Source organism: Heliomicrobium sulfidophilum (assembly GCF_057715735.1).
This window is the reverse complement of the sequence record NZ_JBVTZZ010000005.1, coordinates 364,232-381,966: the sequence shown is the minus strand read 5'-3', so window position 1 is coordinate 381,966 and position 17,735 is coordinate 364,232. Positions and strand designations below refer to the sequence as shown.

Annotated in this window: 18 protein-coding genes, 2 tRNA genes, 1 other RNA gene and 1 other annotated feature; of the genes, 9 read left to right on the top strand and 12 right to left on the bottom strand. The window is 58.7% G+C overall.

The window, feature by feature from the left end:
* Positions 1-160: 160 nt before the first annotated feature.
* From AC0CW1_RS07590 to AC0CW1_RS07580, 3 genes are read left to right on the top strand one after another with little or no spacing between them, the layout of a single operon-like run.
* On the top strand, positions 161-334 hold the full coding sequence (locus AC0CW1_RS07590) for a hypothetical protein (RefSeq protein ID WP_488182462.1): 174 nt from the start codon (positions 161-163) through the stop codon (positions 332-334).
* Positions 334-582, top strand: coding sequence for a hypothetical protein (locus tag AC0CW1_RS07585; RefSeq protein ID WP_488182461.1), 249 nt, complete (start codon positions 334-336; stop codon positions 580-582). The genes AC0CW1_RS07590 and AC0CW1_RS07585 overlap by 1 nt, the downstream gene beginning before the upstream one ends.
* A complete protein-coding gene (locus AC0CW1_RS07580; protein ID WP_488182460.1) occupies positions 549-1,040 on the top strand; it encodes a glutamine amidotransferase-related protein in 492 nt (163 codons plus the stop codon). Before AC0CW1_RS07585 ends, AC0CW1_RS07580 begins: the two co-directional genes overlap by 34 nt.
* A gap of 11 nt (positions 1,041-1,051) precedes the next feature.
* Here AC0CW1_RS07580 and AC0CW1_RS07575 read toward each other — a convergent pair whose 3' ends face one another.
* Together AC0CW1_RS07575 and AC0CW1_RS07570 are read right to left on the bottom strand one after the other, a co-directional pair.
* The gene (locus AC0CW1_RS07575) at positions 1,052-1,384 is read right to left on the bottom strand and encodes a DnaJ family domain-containing protein (protein WP_488184112.1); all 333 of its coding nucleotides are present in this window, start codon (positions 1,382-1,384) and stop codon (positions 1,052-1,054) included.
* Positions 1,385-1,602: 218 nt separating this feature from the next.
* A complete protein-coding gene (locus AC0CW1_RS07570; RefSeq protein WP_488182459.1) occupies positions 1,603-2,415 on the bottom strand; it encodes an Asp23/Gls24 family envelope stress response protein in 813 nt (270 codons plus the stop codon).
* Between the two features lie 359 nt (positions 2,416-2,774).
* Between AC0CW1_RS07570 and AC0CW1_RS07565 the strand changes: the two genes are divergently transcribed.
* Entirely contained in the window at positions 2,775-2,957 is a 183-nt protein-coding gene (locus AC0CW1_RS07565; RefSeq protein WP_488182458.1) for a hypothetical protein, read from the top strand.
* Between the two features lie 389 nt (positions 2,958-3,346).
* Here the strand turns inward: AC0CW1_RS07565 and AC0CW1_RS07560 are convergent.
* Positions 3,347-3,432: transfer RNA gene (locus AC0CW1_RS07560), tRNA-Tyr, on the bottom strand.
* A gap of 7 nt (positions 3,433-3,439) precedes the next feature.
* A tRNA-Pro gene (locus tag AC0CW1_RS07555) sits at positions 3,440-3,516 on the bottom strand.
* A gap of 135 nt (positions 3,517-3,651) precedes the next feature.
* Here AC0CW1_RS07555 and AC0CW1_RS07550 point away from each other — a divergent pair.
* Together AC0CW1_RS07550 and AC0CW1_RS07545 are read left to right on the top strand one after the other, a co-directional pair.
* On the top strand, positions 3,652-3,891 hold the full coding sequence (locus AC0CW1_RS07550) for a hypothetical protein (protein ID WP_488182457.1): 240 nt from the start codon (positions 3,652-3,654) through the stop codon (positions 3,889-3,891).
* A 108-nt stretch (positions 3,892-3,999) separates the two neighbouring features.
* On the top strand, positions 4,000-4,284 hold the full coding sequence (locus AC0CW1_RS07545; protein ID WP_488182456.1) for a hypothetical protein: 285 nt from the start codon (positions 4,000-4,002) through the stop codon (positions 4,282-4,284).
* Positions 4,285-4,439: 155 nt separating this feature from the next.
* Here the strand turns inward: AC0CW1_RS07545 and AC0CW1_RS07540 are convergent, their stop codons facing one another.
* On the bottom strand, positions 4,440-6,092 hold the full coding sequence (locus tag AC0CW1_RS07540; protein WP_488182455.1) for a sodium:solute symporter family protein: 1,653 nt from the start codon (positions 6,090-6,092) through the stop codon (positions 4,440-4,442).
* 152 nt (positions 6,093-6,244) lie between these two features.
* A complete protein-coding gene (locus AC0CW1_RS07535; protein WP_328793701.1) occupies positions 6,245-6,352 on the bottom strand; it encodes a symporter small accessory protein in 108 nt (35 codons plus the stop codon).
* A gap of 129 nt (positions 6,353-6,481) precedes the next feature.
* Positions 6,482-6,786 (bottom strand) — a binding site (T-box leader).
* A 266-nt stretch (positions 6,787-7,052) separates the two neighbouring features.
* Between AC0CW1_RS07535 and AC0CW1_RS07530 the strand changes: the two genes are divergently transcribed.
* The 3 genes from AC0CW1_RS07530 to AC0CW1_RS07520 all read left to right on the top strand — a co-directional run bounded on the left by AC0CW1_RS07530 (position 7,053) and on the right by AC0CW1_RS07520 (position 10,991).
* A complete protein-coding gene (locus AC0CW1_RS07530) occupies positions 7,053-7,385 on the top strand; it encodes an arsenate reductase family protein (protein WP_488182454.1) in 333 nt (110 codons plus the stop codon).
* 582 nt (positions 7,386-7,967) lie between these two features.
* Positions 7,968-9,134 (top strand): hypothetical protein, encoded by a 1,167-nt coding sequence (locus AC0CW1_RS07525; RefSeq protein WP_488182453.1) that lies wholly within the window; start codon positions 7,968-7,970, stop codon positions 9,132-9,134.
* 21 nt (positions 9,135-9,155) lie between these two features.
* The gene (locus AC0CW1_RS07520) at positions 9,156-10,991 is read left to right on the top strand and encodes a sigma 54-interacting transcriptional regulator (RefSeq protein WP_488182452.1); all 1,836 of its coding nucleotides are present in this window, start codon (positions 9,156-9,158) and stop codon (positions 10,989-10,991) included.
* A 73-nt stretch (positions 10,992-11,064) separates the two neighbouring features.
* On the opposite strand, the gene AC0CW1_RS07515 is transcribed toward AC0CW1_RS07520, so the two are convergent.
* The 6 genes from AC0CW1_RS07515 to AC0CW1_RS07490 all read right to left on the bottom strand — a co-directional run bounded on the left by AC0CW1_RS07515 (position 11,065) and on the right by AC0CW1_RS07490 (position 17,701).
* Positions 11,065-11,607, bottom strand: coding sequence for an isoprenylcysteine carboxyl methyltransferase family protein (locus AC0CW1_RS07515; protein WP_488182451.1), 543 nt, complete (start codon positions 11,605-11,607; stop codon positions 11,065-11,067).
* A 58-nt stretch (positions 11,608-11,665) separates the two neighbouring features.
* The gene (locus AC0CW1_RS07510; protein ID WP_488182450.1) at positions 11,666-12,811 is read right to left on the bottom strand and encodes a type III polyketide synthase; all 1,146 of its coding nucleotides are present in this window, start codon (positions 12,809-12,811) and stop codon (positions 11,666-11,668) included.
* A gap of 120 nt (positions 12,812-12,931) precedes the next feature.
* Positions 12,932-13,289, bottom strand: an RNA gene (gene rnpB, locus AC0CW1_RS07505) — RNase P RNA component class B.
* Positions 13,290-13,418: 129 nt separating this feature from the next.
* A complete protein-coding gene (locus AC0CW1_RS07500; RefSeq protein WP_488182449.1) occupies positions 13,419-14,699 on the bottom strand; it encodes a metallophosphoesterase in 1,281 nt (426 codons plus the stop codon).
* A 181-nt stretch (positions 14,700-14,880) separates the two neighbouring features.
* Positions 14,881-15,621, bottom strand: a complete 741-nt coding sequence (locus tag AC0CW1_RS07495) for a 3'-5' exonuclease (RefSeq protein ID WP_488182448.1) — start codon at positions 15,619-15,621, stop codon at positions 14,881-14,883.
* A 151-nt stretch (positions 15,622-15,772) separates the two neighbouring features.
* Positions 15,773-17,701 carry a DUF294 nucleotidyltransferase-like domain-containing protein gene (locus tag AC0CW1_RS07490; protein ID WP_488182447.1) on the bottom strand — a complete coding sequence of 643 codons (1,929 nt, stop codon included), beginning with the start codon at positions 17,699-17,701 and terminating at the stop codon, positions 15,773-15,775.
* Between the last annotated feature and the right edge of the window lie 34 nt (positions 17,702-17,735).

Here is a 17,735-nt window from a genome sequence, read left to right as displayed (position 1 = left end):
AAACACTGAAGGAGATACCGCATTAAGGCAGATAGAACGAAAAAGAAGTGGCGCACCCGTCACAAAACGTTTGGCGCGCCACTTCTCTTTATGCTTGCCTCTTGAGAAGTTTTTACAGTAAGATTAATGGGAGGTAGAAGAATAAGGGGAGGCGAAGGGGATGGACCGCTCCGAAGCGCCCCAACTTGATATGTTATGGGTGTTCGCCCGTTTCTTGGGCATCTACATCATTTTTTTCTTCCTTGGCATTTTTATGACGGGAATCGTAGTGATGATCGGTCTGCTGGCAACAAAAAGGAGCAACGCTTTTTATAATGAAGGCGGTATGGAATGATGAGGAAACTGCTCATTATCAAAACAGGCGCTACCCTTGCTTCCATCCTCGCCAGCGAGGGCGACTTTGAGGACTTTATTCTGCGCCCGATGGGCCTCCGTCGCGAGCAGGCGATCATCGCCCCTGTGTACGAAGGCGCTGAGTTGCCCGGTCTGTCAGAGATCAAGGCGGTCGTGATCACCGGGTCTCACGCCATGGTCACCGACAACGATGAATGGAGAACTTGTCCTCCTGGCTGCGGGATGTAAGACCGACAGGCATTCCTATACTCGGTATCTGTTACGGTCACCAGTTGCTGGCCTGCGCCTTCGGCGGCGAAGTGGGCTATCACCCCAGGGGCAAAGAGGTGGGGGCCGTTGCGATCGATCTGACGGAGGCGGGGAAAAAAGACCCCTTGCTCCGTTGCCTGCCGGAACGATTTTGGGGTCATGTCACCCATGCCCAGACCGTCTTTCAACTCCCTGAAGCGGCGACGCTGCTGGCCCGCAACGACTTTGAACCCCATCATGCCTTCGTCCTCGACGGCCATATCTGGGGAGTGCAATTTCACCCGGAGTTCAACGCCGCCGTCACCAGCGATTACATCGATGCCCAGAAAGAGCCGTTGATTGCGGAAGGGCAAGATCCGGAGAAACTGCTGAAAAGCGTAGTGGAGCATCCTTACGGGAGAATGCTTTTGCAGCGGTTTATTGAGATTGTCGGATAGGCCTCCGGTAATCAGCTTTTTAGGGGGGGAGCGCTGCCCTTTTTTCGCTCCAGCAGGACATTGAGTTCGAGTTTCAAATCATGGAGCTTCTTTCGCAACGCCTGCTTTTCGTCGTCGCTTTTCGCGCCATCCAGCCGGGCATTCAGCGCTTCGATCTCCTTGAAGAGTTGCACCTCCTCCGGGACGATGCCGGCATTTTTCATATACCGGATCATGGCGCGAATTTCCGGGGGGACCATGGCCATTTCATCTAGGTCGACGGGCTTGCCTTTCCCAGGCAGGTCGTCCAGTTCCCCTTTGTCGATGGCTTCGCGGATCCGTTGTTCAGCCAGGATGCGGAACATATCGGCCACAGGCTGCCGCTCCCTTCTTCTCTGCTGTTTTTCTAATCCTTAACCTTATTCTGTCCCGGAAAACGGGCAACCCCCTTCCAGATCATGCCGGAAGGGGGTTGCCTTTCTTATCGTTGGTGTTTGAACAAAACCAGCGCGTTCTACCGCCGGCAGTCTGATTGCGCTATTGTTCATAAACACGGAATTGTTGAACATCGCTGTTCGCTCGTCTATTTAATAAGCAGCTTCTCGATCGTTACATCGACGGCCAACACGGAGATGCCCATCGTCTCCAGGATGTCAAAAGCCAGGCGCTGCACCTTGCGCCCCAGCACATGGAGGGGCTGTCCGTAGACGGCGGTGATGGGGAGGCGGACGGTGACGCCGTCATCGCCATGGGTGATGCTGATGCTGCCCACATCGGCTACTCCGGGAACCTCCTGCACCTGATGGGTGATGCCGGCCACGATGGCCGGGGTCGAGATAGACAGGTTGCCCAGGGAGGTGAAGGTGGGACGGACGACAGATTGTTCGGCCCAAGTCTTGCGTTCAGAACCCTTCTTTTGGAAAAAGACCTTCACGGGGTTGATCAGGGCGTCTGTCCAGTTCCGGGTCACTTCCAAGGCAGGGGCGGGGACGACATGGCGTCCGTGATGGGCGCGGTTATAGCGGGCTTTGCGGATTTCGTTAGAGGAGGCGATATCGTGGATGTAGACGATCTTTTCCGGCGCCGGCAGTTCCAGGCGGGCGGCGATCTTCTCCACCATCCCTTCAGAGGTGCCCAGAACCAGGATCCCTTGTGGCGAACAGCGCAGCAGCGCCGCCCGTGCCTCATCCCGGTGCGCCTCTTCCTGAAAGAGGGCGGTCTTGATCGCGCCCAGGCGGGTGGGGGACCGCTTGGCTGTCGTTCCCGCCAAGATGCGGTTTTCCTCAATGATCAGGCCGTCATCGATGATCACCTGGCAATGGAGTTCGGCGGCGAGCCGGATGGCCCGGTGGCTTTTGCCGGTGCCGCTGGGGCCAACCAGGGCGTATACGTGCATGGTCTTCCCTCGTTTATGGTGGTTTGTACTCTATCTAACTATTTTATCATGAAAGGGCGGAAAAGGTCAGGTTTGATTTTTCGCCCGCCTCAGGGGTTTACGAGAAAAAATCAGATAACATTTTGTACCAAAAGAAGGAAAATAATACCAAACGGCGAATAGGTTGGTAGATTGAAACGAGAGGAGGAGATTCCATTGGGCTAGGAAGGTTGGCGTTTGCCCGCTTGCCCGCGCCTTGGTGGACACCGGTTCTGCTGCAACAGAGGGGAACGACGGAAGGCAACGGCGGATCCGGTGAAAACGAGTGAGCGTCCCCAGTCGAATGACGGCTGCACGCATGACCCGGGATTGCGTTCAAGTTGGGCCGTTTCGACGGCGGGAATGGCGGGAAGTCTGGGGCAGACGCCCAGGGCCTCCGGGAGACCGGAGAAGGAAGGTCCCAAATAACCGGGAGGCGCCGTTCCGTCGGTCCCATCGGCGTTTCCGGACCGCTTCAGAGCGGGACCCCGCGCCAGCGGGAGTGGGAGACGGCGGAAACGTAACCCCGAAAAGGCCATGGACGGCGGGGAGATGGAATGTGGACCGAGGAATATAGGACAAGGCAGCCTGGCCGGGCCAAACGAGGTGGCCTATTTGAACAATGACGGATGACCCGCTTGCCCCGCAGCGAGTACCCGGCAGTCGCGTTATTCGATGGGACGACGCCCCGCAGGGGGAAGGCCGGTCAATCTCAGACAACTGAATGCACGCGGTCGGTAGCCAGCGTGAATGAAGGTGGAAAGGGTCAGGACCGGAGGCAAGGCATGCTCCGGTCTTTGTTTTTCATTAAGCTATCCAGCCGGCAAGGGGCAAGGACAAAGGAAAGAGGGAAGAGCAAGGGTTTTAAAATGCAAAAACCCGCGCCGCAAACGGCACGGGTCTGTACGCAAAGTGGTGGAGGGGGTAGGATTCGAACCTACGAAGTCGTCAGACGGCAGATTTACAGTCTGCTCCCTTTAGCCACTCGGGAACCCCTCCAGACACATGGTCGGAGCGACACGATTTGAACGTGCGGCCTCTACCACCCCAAGGTAGCGCTCTACCAAACTGAGCTACGCCCCGAAGACAAATGTTAGTATAACCGGGAAGTTACTTCGCGTCAATAGGGGATTCATTGGGAATAGCGGGCCAGTCGTCGCATATATTCCTGTAGGCGCGCTTCTCGATAACCAGCGCTGCCGGGGGGAGAAAGGACCGATGGAACGACCCATGGGCTCAGGCCTTTCACCGATAGTGGAATACAGGGGGAGCGCCGATCTGCTTGATCCCCGTGTCCTGGTCGTTGAGATGGCCGGATTAAAAGGGCGGGTGGGCGAACTGGAAGCTCGCGTCGTCAGCCTGGAGAAACAGTTGGAAATCCTAGCGCGCCACCTGGCCAACCTGAGTTGTGATCCGATACCGGCGGTGCGGTATTCGCAGATACCGGAGCAGTATTAAAAGGGACAACCGCGCGCCGGGAAGAAAATGTCGCCCTGAACCCTGCCATTTCCTGAGTGTAATTTACACATTGACCTAATATTGCTATAATTGATCAGGGTGATGACGATGAAAACCGGATATTGGGGATACACATCGGTCGGTATCGCCGGGATGCTCGGGCTGCTCATACTGTTCTTCTTTGTTCAGCCTGTGCCATTAAGCCTAACGTCATTTCTCCGTCTGGCCGTTTTCTTTCCCATCGTGGTCAGTCCCATCGGATTCGCCGCCGGTTACTGGGGCTACCGGAAGAGCAAGGATGTGTACGCAAGATGGGGCATGGTTTCTAATGCGACACTTTTTCTGTTTTCGCAATTCTATTGGGTGGTTGGCACGCTGTTTTGGGGGCCGTGACCGTTGCGCGGAAATCGCAATGTCATCGCGGAAAGCAAAAGCAAAGGCAAAAGCAAAAAGCAGGGCGATGTGCCCTGCTTCTGGCTGCTGATTGTTTCAGCGGTCTTTTTTTATGAAGACGTTTTTCCTTATCAGTGACGACATAGGCACAACGGCTATTGCCCCCGTTCCTCCGAGGCGGCCGCCGTCTCCGGCAAGGGCTCCAAGCGGCTCTCCACCGGGGAGTCCGGGCGGGTATCCGCCTGAGCCTGGGCCGATTTTTGTGTCATCAGGCTGACGGCGACGAGGACGACGGCGCTGACAGGCAGGCTGATCACCATAGGGTCGATGTAGGTCCAGGGCGCCGCCGCCAGGGTTTTGGCGCCGAAGAGCTGCTGGCAGACGCCGAAGATGGCCGCTTCTTTTTCATGGACGAAGAGGACGAGGACGAGGTAGGTGACGGTGGCCGAGATCATGCTCCAGGTCGCCCCGGCCGGCGTCACCTTCGGCCAGTAGAGGGCGGCCGTGTACATGGGCAAAAAGGCGGATGCGCACATGCCGAAGAAGAGGGCCGTAGCGATGGCGATGATGCTCGGCGGAAGCTGGAGCGCCAGCAGCAGGGTGAGGGTGAAGCCGATGACGGTGCCGACGCGCGCCCAGAGGAGGGTTTTTTGATCGCCCTTTTTGGCCTTTGGGTTGAGGTCATAGGTGAGCGACGTGGCGATGAGGTGGAACTGGCCGCTCAGGGTGGACATGGCCGCCGCCATGAGCGAGAGCAGGAAGAGGTACATGATCCACTCGGGCATGGCCTGGGTGATGAAGAGGGGGATGATCTTGTCAACGTTCGGCGTCGCGCCGCCCATGGCGGTGGCTGCCAGGGCGAGCTTGCCCGATTGCTCCATGAAGTAGACATTGGAGAGGGCGCCGACGGTGAAAGCCGTTCCCGTCATGAAGAGGATGAAGACGCCGCCGACGCTCAAGGCGCGGTAGATCTCCTTTTTGCCGGAGACGGTCATGTAGCGGACGGCCAACTGGGGCTGGGCGAGGACGCCGATGCCGACGCCGAGGACGAGGGTGGAGACGACAAACCACCAGATCTCGGATCCGAATTGGGGCATGGCCGTCCAGCCGAGGTGGCCTTTGGCCGCCAGCGCTTGGGGCACCAGGTCTTTGAGGGCGGTCAGCTTTTCATGGGCCGTCACGACGCCGCCCAGCTTGTCATAGGTGAGGTAGAGCAGGACGCCCATCCCGACGAACATGATGGAACTCTGAAAGGCGTCATTGTAGATGACCCCGCGCAGGCCGCCGAAGAAGACATAGGCCAGAACGATGACGGCGAAGATGATCATGGAGGTGGTGTAGTTGATCTGCATGGCCTCTTCCATGTAGCGGGCGCCGCCGATCATGACGGCGGCGGCGTAGAGGGGCATGGAGAGGGCGATGACGCTGGCCGAGAAGTTGCGGATGAAGGGGGAGGAGAAGCGGGCGCCGAGAAACTCGGGGAAGGTATGCACGCCCAGTTGGTGGGCCAGTTTGCGCGTCTTGACGCCGTAGAAGACGAAGGCGATGAAGATGCCCACGAAGATGTTGAAGACGGTGAGCCACAACAGGCTCATGCCGTAAACGCCGGCGGCGCCGCCAAAACCGACGATGGCCGAGGTGGAGATGAAGGTCGAGCCGTAGGCTAGGGCCATCAGGAAGGGATGGATGTTGCCGCCGGCGATGAGGTAGTCTTTGGACGAGCGCGTGTGTCGGTAGCCCAGATAGCCGAGGAGCACCGTGGCGCCGAGATAAAAGGCCACCATGATGTAAAGGAGACCGTGTTCCACTTTGCCATCCCTCCTGTTTGTGCTTGTGTGGAATCCGATAATCTGTCAAAGCAAAAGACTAATGGGAACGATTATTTCCGAATCTTCAGATAATAATCGGCCCTTTTTGGCGCATTCGATGATCGCCCTCGAACAGGAGCAGCGATTGCGCCTTATTCCTCCTGGTGCTGGCCCCAGTAGGCGTACCCGACACAGAGCAGCGTCGAGGCGATACAGAGCAGGTAGGCGCCTGCAATCCAGGGATCGTGCAGTCCGAGCATCTTTTCCCACCTCCTCTGCGTAGTTAAACTTTGTTGACGTAGTGACAGGCTGAAGTAGAGACAAACGGAGGCAAACCAGGTCGACAACAGAAAAAGGTCAAAATAAAAAATCCCGTCCCTTGTCGCTAGACAAGGGACGGGATTATCACCCGCGGTACCACCCTCATTGGCTTTTTGGGACTGCGCCCAAACAAGCCCTCCTTCATCAGGGTACGGGCCAAGACATAGCGCCTCACCGATACCCCCTTCCCCATAACGGTGGAAGATCCGGCCTCACCTACCAACCCCCGCGCTGCCGATGCTTTCGGAGGGAGAGTCTTCAGCGGGCAACTCCAAGGTGAACTTCGCCTTATCGCTTGCAGACCGGGCTTTCACCTGTCCCCGGCTCTCTGGGCTGAAACCATAAGGGTACTTTACCTTTTCATCGTTTTTCCATTAAGAACCTGATTCAGTTGGATTGGGGTTATTCTAGCATGGGAAGGGTTGTCCTGGCAATGGGGGGATGGGAATTTTTTTCGCGCGTTTCCTCGCCATAGAGCAAACGAATCATCCCACGGGGTTTTAAGTTGTCTTCTGAAAGTGCCCCGTTGGAAAAAATACTGCAAAAAAGCTATAATGCATTATCAGCGCTGGCAGTGTTGGCTAACGCTGAAGAGAACGGGATAGATAAGTAAACGCATATTTGACTGGGGTGTGACATATGAACATTCAAATCTGGGGCACAAAAAAGTGCCAGGATACCCGCAAAGCTGAGCGCTACTTCAAGGAGCGGCGCATCAAGGTCCAGTTCATCGACCTGGCTGTCAAGGGGCTCAGCAAAGGCGAATTCGCCAGCGTCAAGGCCGCCGTCGGCTTGGACAACCTGATCGACAAAGAGGGTAAGGAGTATGCCAAGCGAAACCTCAAATACCTCGTCCATGACGTGGAAGAGGTGTTGATGGAAACCCCTTTGCTCTTCAAGACACCTATCGTCCGAAACGGACGGCAAGTCACCGTAGGCTACCGACCCGAACAGTGGGCCACATGGGAGTAAAAGCAAGACCCAGCCGATACGTGAAAATCGGCTGGGTCTTTTCCGTTACCCTATGCTTGCTTTCACATTTGAGCAGAATCGTTTGTCATATAGGGGGAGGGCTGCTGGTTTCGGCTCTGTTCCGGTTCATTCCCGCTTCCGCTCCACGATCGAGATCTTTCGGCAACGCGCGCTTTTGTCAATGCCTCGTTCGAGGTGTTTGCTGGGATCATGACCAGCGCATTTTCTGGGTATATGTTCAGTTGCAGATAATCCCGGCGCGCCCGTCGAATGTCAAGTTCCGATGGTCCGAAGTCGAGAATCGAATACATGCCTGGCTCAGTCGTGGAGCGCAACAGTAGCCAATGATGTACCGTCCGGTCCAATTTCGAAACACTTCCTCAAAGATTAGTCGTATATTCCACAGACAATTATACACCTCAAGCCAACGGCTTGGTGTTAAGAACCGGTAAAAGCAAATTAAGTCATTTTAGAAGAACATAACCAGAGCAACGCCCGAATACAGTAATCCTAAACGCGAACCAGAGACGCTCCACAGCGGCAAAAGCAAGCGATGCCATTCAAATAAAGTGAGGTGTTGCTGTGAAGTCACGGCGCAAATCGCTCTTGACCATCACCCTGACGGCTGCTGTCGTTGTCACAGCAGTCCTGCTTGGGGTGTTTCTTATTCCCCTTTGGGGTGGGTGGACAGGCGGGCGTGAGTGGATGGTGGCCTTTTTGGCCCTTCTCCTGGCGGCCGCTGTCTGGGTGGCGCGAACAAAGCAACAGGGCCTTGATAACGAAGAAGAGGGACAGGATGCGGGCGATTTGGTGACGGATGAGAAGAACGGGGGCTGCGAGGAGTACGACGAGGACGAGAACGGGGAGGGCGAGAAGGGCCACAAGTGCAAAAAGTGTGACGACGATGAAGCGGGCGGGGAAGACAAAGCAGAGAAGGGCACTCAAAGGGGCCGCCGCCGGAAGGAATGTGCCGCAATGGGTAATGACCAGGGATGTGCCGGCCGATTTCCCGGCCAGTGTCCCGCGCCGGCGCGTCTCTTCGACGAACTCGTTCCAACGCTCAACCACTCGCTCGGCGTGATCCGCTGCGCCGTACAGGTATTAGAAGAGGAGTTCGGCTACCGCTCCGATCTCATTCACCATACGCGGATCATCGCCGTCGAGGCGGAGCGCCAGCAGCAGTACCTGAGGGAGGCGGCTCGGCTCTTGCGAAGCGATGGAAATCTCCCGGACTGGCTGGAGGTTGACCGCCTCTTGGATGGGGTGCTGGAACGGCTGAGCATGCAATTTCCCGGCTATGCGGTGATTCAGGAGGCATCCTTGCAAGACGATTTTGAAGAGAACGCGCCGGATCACCTGATGGCGAACAACGTGCTCAAGGTTTGGGCCGATGGGGGACGACTGGTCGAAGCGGTGTACCGGCTCTTGTCGGGTCTTTGTCATCCCGAGTCGACAGGACAGATCCATGCGCATGTCAGCGTGGCCTCGGCGAGGGCGAACCCAGCGAACATAACCTATAGCGAAATCGCTTTGACAATAGAGTTTCACATCAAAGGGATCAGGGACGGGTCTATTCACCCTGCTGGACAGGTAGCCCGGTTGGCCATTGAGGCGCAAGGGGGGATGGTCGTCATCCGTCTTGGGGCAGCTGGTGAGGCTAGGGTAGTCCTACGGATGCCGCCGGCCTTGACAACTGCAGAGCCGGAACGGGCATTGCGCGAGAAGGGATTCTTATTTCGCCCGGCATGAATAATGGAAAGGAGGGCGTCGATGCAAGGCGTCTTGTTGTTGCTCAGCCCCGAGGAGCACCTGCGCTGGGTCTTGGCGCGGGGGTTGAGCCGTGCCGGATACCGGGTCATTGCGGCGGCGAACGGCAATGAAGCGGTGCAGCAGTTGGAACGGGAGTCGGCAGACCTGGTGATCGTCGACCTGGACGGACCGGGGGCGGAAGGCCTGCCCGTCTTGCATCGCCTCTTCGGCGTCCGGCCTAAGGCGCCAGTCATCGTTCTTACCGGCCAGGCTTCCGCCGAGACGGCCTTGGAAGCGCAGCGCCTGGGCGCGCGCGATTACCTGCAAAAACCCTTCAGTCTGGACGAATTGCGGCTGGCCCTGGAAAAGGCCCTCGAAATGGAGTCCTTGCAGCAGGAGGTGCGCTTCCTGCGCCTCGAAGCGGCGGGACGGCGGGAGAATGTGGAACTGATCGGCGTCAGCCCAGCCATAGGCGCTATCCGCGAACTGATCAGCCAAGTGGCCGATGCCCGCACCCCCGTCATGGTGGTCGGCGAAGCGGGAACGGGGAAGGAGGTCGTCGCCCGGGCGCTCCATCACCAGAGCCGCCGCCGCGAATACCCTTTCGTCATTTTTCCCTGCGCGGCCATCCCGCCCAACCTGATCGAGCGGGAACTGTTCGGTTGGGAGCCGCCCGGTCCGGCGAAGGCAGGGAATGAAGGAAAGGCGCGGCCAGGCCGGTTGGAGCTGGCCCACCGGGGAACCCTCCTGATCCGGGACGTGGAGGTCTTGCCCCTGGATCTGCAGGCGAGGCTGTGCCGCCTGTTGGAGGATGGCGCCTTCACCCCGATTGGCGGGACAAAGCCGCTCGCCGTCGATGTGCGCGTCGTTGTCGCCGCCAGCCGCGATCTGGCTGAAGCCGTGCGCGAGGGGCGTTTGCGGGAGGACCTCTACTACCGGCTGAAGGTGATCCCGATCCATCTGCCGCCCTTGTCGGTCCGCAAAGAGGACATCGCCGACCTGGCCCGGCATTTTTTGTGCCGCTATGAACCGCGCGGCCGGATCCGGGGTTTTACCGGTGACGCGGTCAGCCTCCTCACCGCTCATTCCTGGCCAGGAAACGTGCGGGAACTGGCCAACCGGATCGAGCGGGCGGTCATCGTCACCCGCGGGGAGTGGATTACGGCGGCCGAACTGGCGGTCGATCCACCGGCGCCTTCCGAACAAGGGGAGGGGCAAGAAAGAGCGATGGTGGACCTGCTGAACGGTTCGACTGTTCTGGCGAGGAAAGGCGGTTACGCCCAGCGAACAGGTGAACAGGCAAGGCGGGATGCGGACATCGGAGACAGCAGCAACCCGCCACCGATGCGAGATGCAGGAACCCCGCAGGCGAGTCGAGACAGCGGCGCGCCACCTACGCGGCGGGATGGACCGGAACGTGCGAAGTCTGGCGAGACGGTCCTGCTCAACCAGGGCAAAGAACTGTTTCTGTACACCTCCCCCCGTCGCCGGAGGCGCGCGGAAAGGGGAGAGGGGGAAAGTGGAGAGATGGCCGGACTGGAAAGGGGGGGAAGGGCTGACAAAGCGCCGGCCTGTTCCGCTAAGGGAACGACAAGTGAACGGTCGAGACAAACCGAGGGGGAAGTCATTCGGCGAAAGGGCGTCCTATCTTTCCAGAGCGACGGCATCACCGTGACGATCGCCGGCGAATTCTCTTTAGACCAATTGGAAAAGAAGATCATCGAGTCTGTCCTTCAGGAGACGGGCGGTGAATCGGTGGAAACGGCGCGGATCTTAGGAATAAACCGGTCGGCTCTGTCCGCGCGGATGCAAAAACATCACATCGCCCTTACCCCCTATCGATCGGGCGAGCGCTAAGGCTTATTGAACAATTCTCTTCCAGGAGTTCCGACTTTGGGAAACAAATGCGGCCGCCGTGAGAGGAGTCCCTTTATGGGGAAGAGCGGTAGACCTCTGCGTAATCGGTAACCTCGGTCAGAGCCGCCTCTTCGACCTGGATACGCACCGACAATAGGTAGAGATTAACCGCCGAGATCACAGCAGCCGTCATCCAGGCGCCGAACAGCAGCGGGATGCAGAGCAGTTCGGTGACGACGGCCAGGTAGTTGGGATGACGGAAAAAACGGTAGGGACCCTGCCGGACGGCATTGGCGCCGGGGAGGACGAAGATGCGCGTGTTCCAGTAAGGACCCAGGCTGGTCATGCACCAGTAGCGCAGCCCCTGGGCGAGGAGGAAGGCCGCAGCCGGCGCCATCCACCACAGGGGTGGCTTTCGGCCCAGCATGAGCACTTCCGCCATGAGAGCGGCAAAGAAACAGACATGCAAGGCCACCAGGTATTTGTAGTGCGCCTGCCCTGTTTCAACCGCGCCCTGAGCCGTCATCCATCTGGCGTTTCGCCGAGCGATGGACAATTCGACAACCCGCTGGGCCAGCACAAGCGATAGAAAGGCGAAGAAGATGAGCAACGTCATGCCTCCTTCAGGCTCTTCTCTGGTCAGAGAAGAGCAGATCCTGGCAAGAGAGCAACAATCACCATCGCAGAAGCGCCAGTTCTGAACAAAAGCCCGGCCCCAGTGCGGTCATCAATGCGTATTCGTCACCGGATCCGCCGCCGTCTCCACAACTGCATTTGCCGCGATTTCCACAACTATCGCCGCCGCAGATCCCGGCGGCCCGTTCTTCCATCGCCTTTTCCAGGACGAAAAGGATCGTCGCCGACGACATGTTGCCATACTGGCGCAGTACCTGGCGGCTCAGGCGGGTCTGTTCCGGCGAGAGGCCCAAGCATTCCTCATAGGCACTGATCACCTTGGCCCCGCCGGGATGGGCGATCAAGCGATCGATGGCAGATAGATCCAACTCCTGTTCCTTAAAAAACTCGTCCACCGCCGGCGGGATATGGCGCCGGACAAAGGCAGGGATGTCGCGGGAGAAGATCACCTTCAAGCCCTCCTCTTGAACGTCCCAGCCCATGATGTCGAGGGTATCGGGCCAGCGAGTCGTCCGGGAGGCGACAATCTGGGGGGGAAGGGCAGGACGTGGGGAAGCGTCTTCGCCGGCGGGGGTCGGCCCATCCTCCACAATCAGCGCGGCGGCGGCCCCATCGCCGAAGAGGGAGGTGGCGATCAGGTTGCCTTTTGACCGATCACCCCAAAGGAAGGTGAGGCCGCACAACTCCAGGGCCAGCAACAGAACAGGACGGCCCGGCCGGGCCGCAGCCATTTCGGCGGCCCGGGCGACACCGGCGCAGCCCCCCGCGCAGCCCAACCCCCACAGGGGGAGGCGGCGCAAGGAAGGCTTCATCCCCAATCGGTTGGCGATGTGCACATCGAGCGTCGGGGTGGCGATCCCCGTGGAAGAGACAAAGAGAAAACAATCCACCTCGTCCGGCTTGAGGCCTGCTTTATCGAGGCATTGCGTGACAGCGCGGGCGCCCAACTCGACGGCGTTTTCCACGTAGAGGCGATTTTTTTCGGCGAAACTGTGGTCTTCCTGAAACCACTCCATGGGGACGCAGAAGTGGCGCTTATCGATCTGGGCGTTCTCGAAGATCGGCAGCAGGCGCTCCAGATCGCGGAAGGAGCCTGCAAACATCTGACGCACAGCGTCACAGATATCTTTCTGGTGAAAGACGTGATCCGGAACGGCAGAGGCGACGGCGACAATTCTCGGCACAGCGATCCCTCCTTCAAAGCGATGCTAGTGTTGCCGCGCCGTCGCGGGAAAAGTCACCGTCCGGGCAAAAAATAAACGACCGGAGGTGTAGACCTCTGGTCGTTTTAGAAAAAAGAGTATGGCTGTAATCGAGATTCTGTCCCCGGCTTACGCCGTTGGATAGTCATTTGTCTAAGGAAGTTGCTCCTGACGGCCTGGCTTCCTTCCCGCCGTAGCGGGTGCCCCTACCCGCGGCTAACGCCGCCTATTTGGGTTGCACGCTGGTGGAGTTTACCCTTGCACTTCCCCGTCGCCGGGGAACATCGTTTCTGTGGCACTTTATGGCGACTCGCCTCTCCGAAGAGACGCTTTTGCCGTCGTCAGGTCGCCCTGCCCTGGCTTGCGCCAGGCACCATACTCCACGACCGCCGAAGCGGCCGTGGGCGTGTCTCGAATTTCCTCGATCCCTGCAAAGCAGAAACCGCGACTATCCACCATACTCTTTTTCGCTCTTCTGTTGTGGCGTCTCTCAAAGGACGCTTGACTAGTATAGGTGATTCTACGGTAAAAGGCAAGAGGAGATATTTGGAAAGGAAAAACTGCGATGCAATCGCTTCAATCATCGGGCTCAGGCGCTCCGCAACACGAAGGTGACGATCTCCGAGGGGCAACCGAGGCGGAAGGGCATCCAGTGACCAAGGCCGCTGTGAACGAAAAGCTTGTGCTCGTCGTCGCCGTACCAGCCGCGCATGTACTCCATGGCGAAGGGGAAGAGGGAGCGGTTGCCGATGCCGACCTGACCCCCATGGGTGTGGCCAGCCAGGGAGAGGGCGATCCCGCTGTGCTGCGCCGCGTTGAACCCGTCGGGGTGATGAGTGAGCAGGATCTTCGGCACTTCAGCCGGCGCGCCAGCCAGGGCTTTGTCGACCATGCGAGCGGTGACGGCTGCCCGGTTGTCCTCAGCACGGCGCGTGAAGGGGTAGTCGATGCCGAGCAGGCAGAGGGAGTTCTCCACGGTGTGGCAGTCGTTGTCGAGGTGGCGGATCGAACTGCCCTGAAAGGCGCGTCTCACTTTGTCGAGGTCCCGGTAGTGTTCGTGATTGCCCAGGCAGTAATAGCTGCCCAAGGTGGTGGACACCTGCTCTGTCCGCCTGATGGCATCGTCCAACAGGGTCACATCATCAATATAGTCGCCGGTGATGGTGAGGATGTCCGGCTTTTGCTCTTGGACAAGTTCGAGGGCGTCACTGAGGCGATCGATGGGGAAAAAGGTGCCCAGGTGAACATCGGAGATCTGGACAAGCCGGAGTCCATCGAGGTGCTTGGAAAGACCGGGGATGGTAACTGGGTAGGTCCGGGTGACGATGCGATTGTCGCCGATGAGCACGCCGTCGGCGGCCACAGTGAGGGCGAAGAAGGGGGCGGCGGTGATAGCGCCTTGCAGCAGTTGCCGCCGTGTCACCTTCTCGGGGAGGTGGATGTGCGGTTGTGACTCTACAGCGCCAGTGGGGCTCTCTGCCTTCGGTTCAAATTTTCCGTTCAAATCAGCGGCGCTTGAGTTGTTGGCGCTTGTCGCCAGAATTTCTTCCGCTTCCAGGGAGCGCTGGAAACGGCTGATCATGAAGACGAGCGGGACAACCAGGAGGAAGATGATCTGGCCGATGTTCCAGGCCAGCGCGGGGTAGTAGGCGATGCGCAGCCAGGTCTCCTGGGTTTGATAGCCTGTCGCCACACTGTACAGGGGCGGTAGGGCCGAGAGGATGGCGATGATCACAAAAGCAGCTCGCCGCCGTCCCGGCCGGAAGAAGGGGATCCAGCGGACGAGGGCCATGTAGGAAAGGTAATTGATCAGAAGGAAAAAAGCGATCGGCATGAGGCGCATGATCGAAAACAGCGGAGATTGGTGCAACGGGGGGAGCCTCCTTCCGCCGGAATAAGCCTTAATTATTACATGCAGCGTCGAATCTTAGGACAGAGTCACCGTCCCGATATTCGTTGCTCATTCTATCTTAGCGTCGATTACACCGAAACACAAATTCATCTCCGGCTCATGGTTGCCATCTAGGGAACAAGAGAAGGACAGGGCACGCCTATAAATGATGCTGCGCCAAAATGCGCTGCAACTCGCCGAGGGTGTTCACCGGCCGGAGTTTTTGCAGCCGGGCGAGCATCAACGAAAACAGATCCGCCGTCATCTGGGCGTCGCCGAGGGCGCTGTGGCGGCGGCGGGGGGTGATCCGGTAGTCGGGAACGAGCGCATCAAGGCTGTGATCAGCGCGAAAAGGTTCCAGGACGCGCGACAGGGTGATCGTATCGATGACGGGGTGATAGAGCTTTGTCCGCAGCGGTTTGAGATATTTGTCGAGAAAGCCTACATCGAAGGCAATTCCGTGGGCCACGAGGACGGCGCCGTCGATAAAGTCCAGAAAGTCGTCGAGGACAGGATAGATGGTCGGCTCGGCGAGGACCATATCATCATCGATGCCGGTGATCTCCCGCGCGAGAGTGGGGATGGAGCGATGGGGGTTGACGAGCCGGTCGAAGACCGGCGGCCACTCTGTTCCATCGTCTTGCCCATATCCCTCTTTCCTGTCGCTGGGCAGCACAGTCACGCCGCCCAGGGCGATCACATCGTCATCAGGAACGCTTAGACCGGTCGTCTCCGTATCAAAGACGACGAAAGAGATTTCTCGAAGCAGGCGAAAAGGGGTGTGCCGTCCCCGGTTGCGACGGCACTTTTCCACCAGCCGCGCCGACAGGGCCGGTTCGGGCATCCGCCCGGGGAATCCGCTCCGTTCCAAGCCGAAGAGACTGCGAAAGGTCTCAATCAAGGACAACACCTCCACCGGATCGAAGAAGCGCAATCGACGGGCTCATCGGAGAACTCCTCCAGTCAGAAGCAATGTCCTCAATTGTGTAAATGATTAAGAAGCGCGGTAAGAGAGTGATGCGGAAAACAGTTCCGCAAAAGGTGGCTGTGCTTTATAGAAAGCCTTCGACGCGGAAGGACGAGCCGGCCAGACCCTGCAGGCGGATGACGCCCTGAATCGCCTCTTTCAACGCCGCCTGCTCCCGTTTGGACAACCGGTAGGGGTGGATGTAGTTGTCTGGTGAACGGCCCCCTTGCACCTTACGCAGGTTTTCCTGGATGCGCATGCCGGTCAACGTGTCATAGCTGAAGGTGAACTGTTCGGCGTCATTGGTGTGAAAGACCCCTTTTTCCGTTAGGCGGTGGATTCGGGTGAGTGTATTCGTCTCAGCGATCCCCTCGCGCAGGGCGAAGATGCGGACACAGTCGATCAGGTGCACCAAGAGGCTGCGCTTCAGATCGATCTCATCCTTATGGTCGCCGCTCTTTTCCGTCACAAAGGGTTTGAAGAAGCCGAGACTCACATGGTGGCGCAGGTCATCCTTGGCTAGGTGGTGCAGACCGACAGGGAAGCGGCGGTAGGTCTGATGGACGGCGTCGCGCAGACGCCCAGCCAGAGACAGATCACCGTAGAGGCCGCGAAAATCGAGGAAGATGGTCAACTGGCGCACATGCTCCGGCACCGACTCCTCCACCCAGTTGCCGAGCCGGTGCATCCATTCGCTGTAGGAGTGACACCAGCGGGGGTTGCTGGCCATGACCTGACCGGGACAACGGGAAAAGCCGCAGGCTTCCAGGCCCTTGACAACCAGTTCCCCCAGATCGAGAAAAAAGGCGCGCGCCGACTCCAGATGCTCCTCAGGCACGTCGGCAAAGACGATGGCGTGATCCTGGTCGGTGCGCAGCGTCTGTTCGCGCCGCCCAGCCGAGCCCATGGTGAGCCAGCAAAAAGCCGCCGGCGGCGTCAACCGCCGTTTGGCCAGCACATCGAGGGCCAGTTCTAAGACGCGCACCGTCAGCCGGTCATAGAGCACGGAGATCACCTCGGTGATCTCCGACGGCTGGGCATGTTCGGCCACCATGGCTGTGAGCAGGCGATCGATGATCTTCGCCCTCGCCGCCAGTTCATCGATGGAGCGGCAGTGCTCGATCCCGTCGACGATGGAGAAGGCGCCGGCGTCACGGTTGCGGATCAGGTCGGTCAGAGCGACGACGCCGAGGAGACGGCCCTTGTCGACGACCCCGACATAGCGGACCTTCTCGCGGATCATCGTCAGCAGCACCTGATAATAATAGGATTCGGGCGGCAGGGTGATAAACTGTCTGTTCATCACCGCTTTGAGGGAAGGAAAAGCGAGGGGGCCGTCAAGGGGGACTTCGGAGGGCGGAGGCGCCGCCAGCACATAATAGACGAGATCCCTTTCGGTGATGATGCCGATCGGTTGGTCTTTTTCCGTGACGACGAGGGAACCGACCCGCTTGTCGGCCATCAACCGGGCCGCTTTCGTCACCGGTTCGTTGGCGGCGATGGTGAGAACCGGCGACGACATCATGTCGACAGCGCGCTTGCGAAAAGGCCGCCCGTCCAAGCCCGGCGCCTCGCCTGACTGTTCGGCTACGATCTCATCGATCATGGCCCGAAAGCGTGAGGCAAAGAGACGGGAGAAATAGGCCGAGAAGGCGGCGTGCTTTTCCCAGAGCCGGTGCAGTTCGTCGAAGGGGATTGTCAGGCAGGTCATATCATCGATCACCTTGACGGTAGCCGGGTACTTTTTCTCCACAATACAGGTTTCCCCAAAAAACTCGCCGCCCTGACGAAAGCCGATCACCGTCGGCACGCCGGCGTCATTCTGAATGAGGATCTCCGCCATCCCGTCAAGGGCGAGAAAGAGGTGGGGATAGGCTGGCTGTTTTTGCGAAAAAATGATTTCCCCTTTGGAAAAGCGAAGGGAGGTCATCTTATCAGCCAGGCCCTGAAGGGCATCTTCAGGCAACTGGTCAAAAGGGGCGATGGCGCGGATCAGCGCCAGGGGATCCATCATCGTCCACACTCCTCCCTGCGGCGTTGTATGGTGT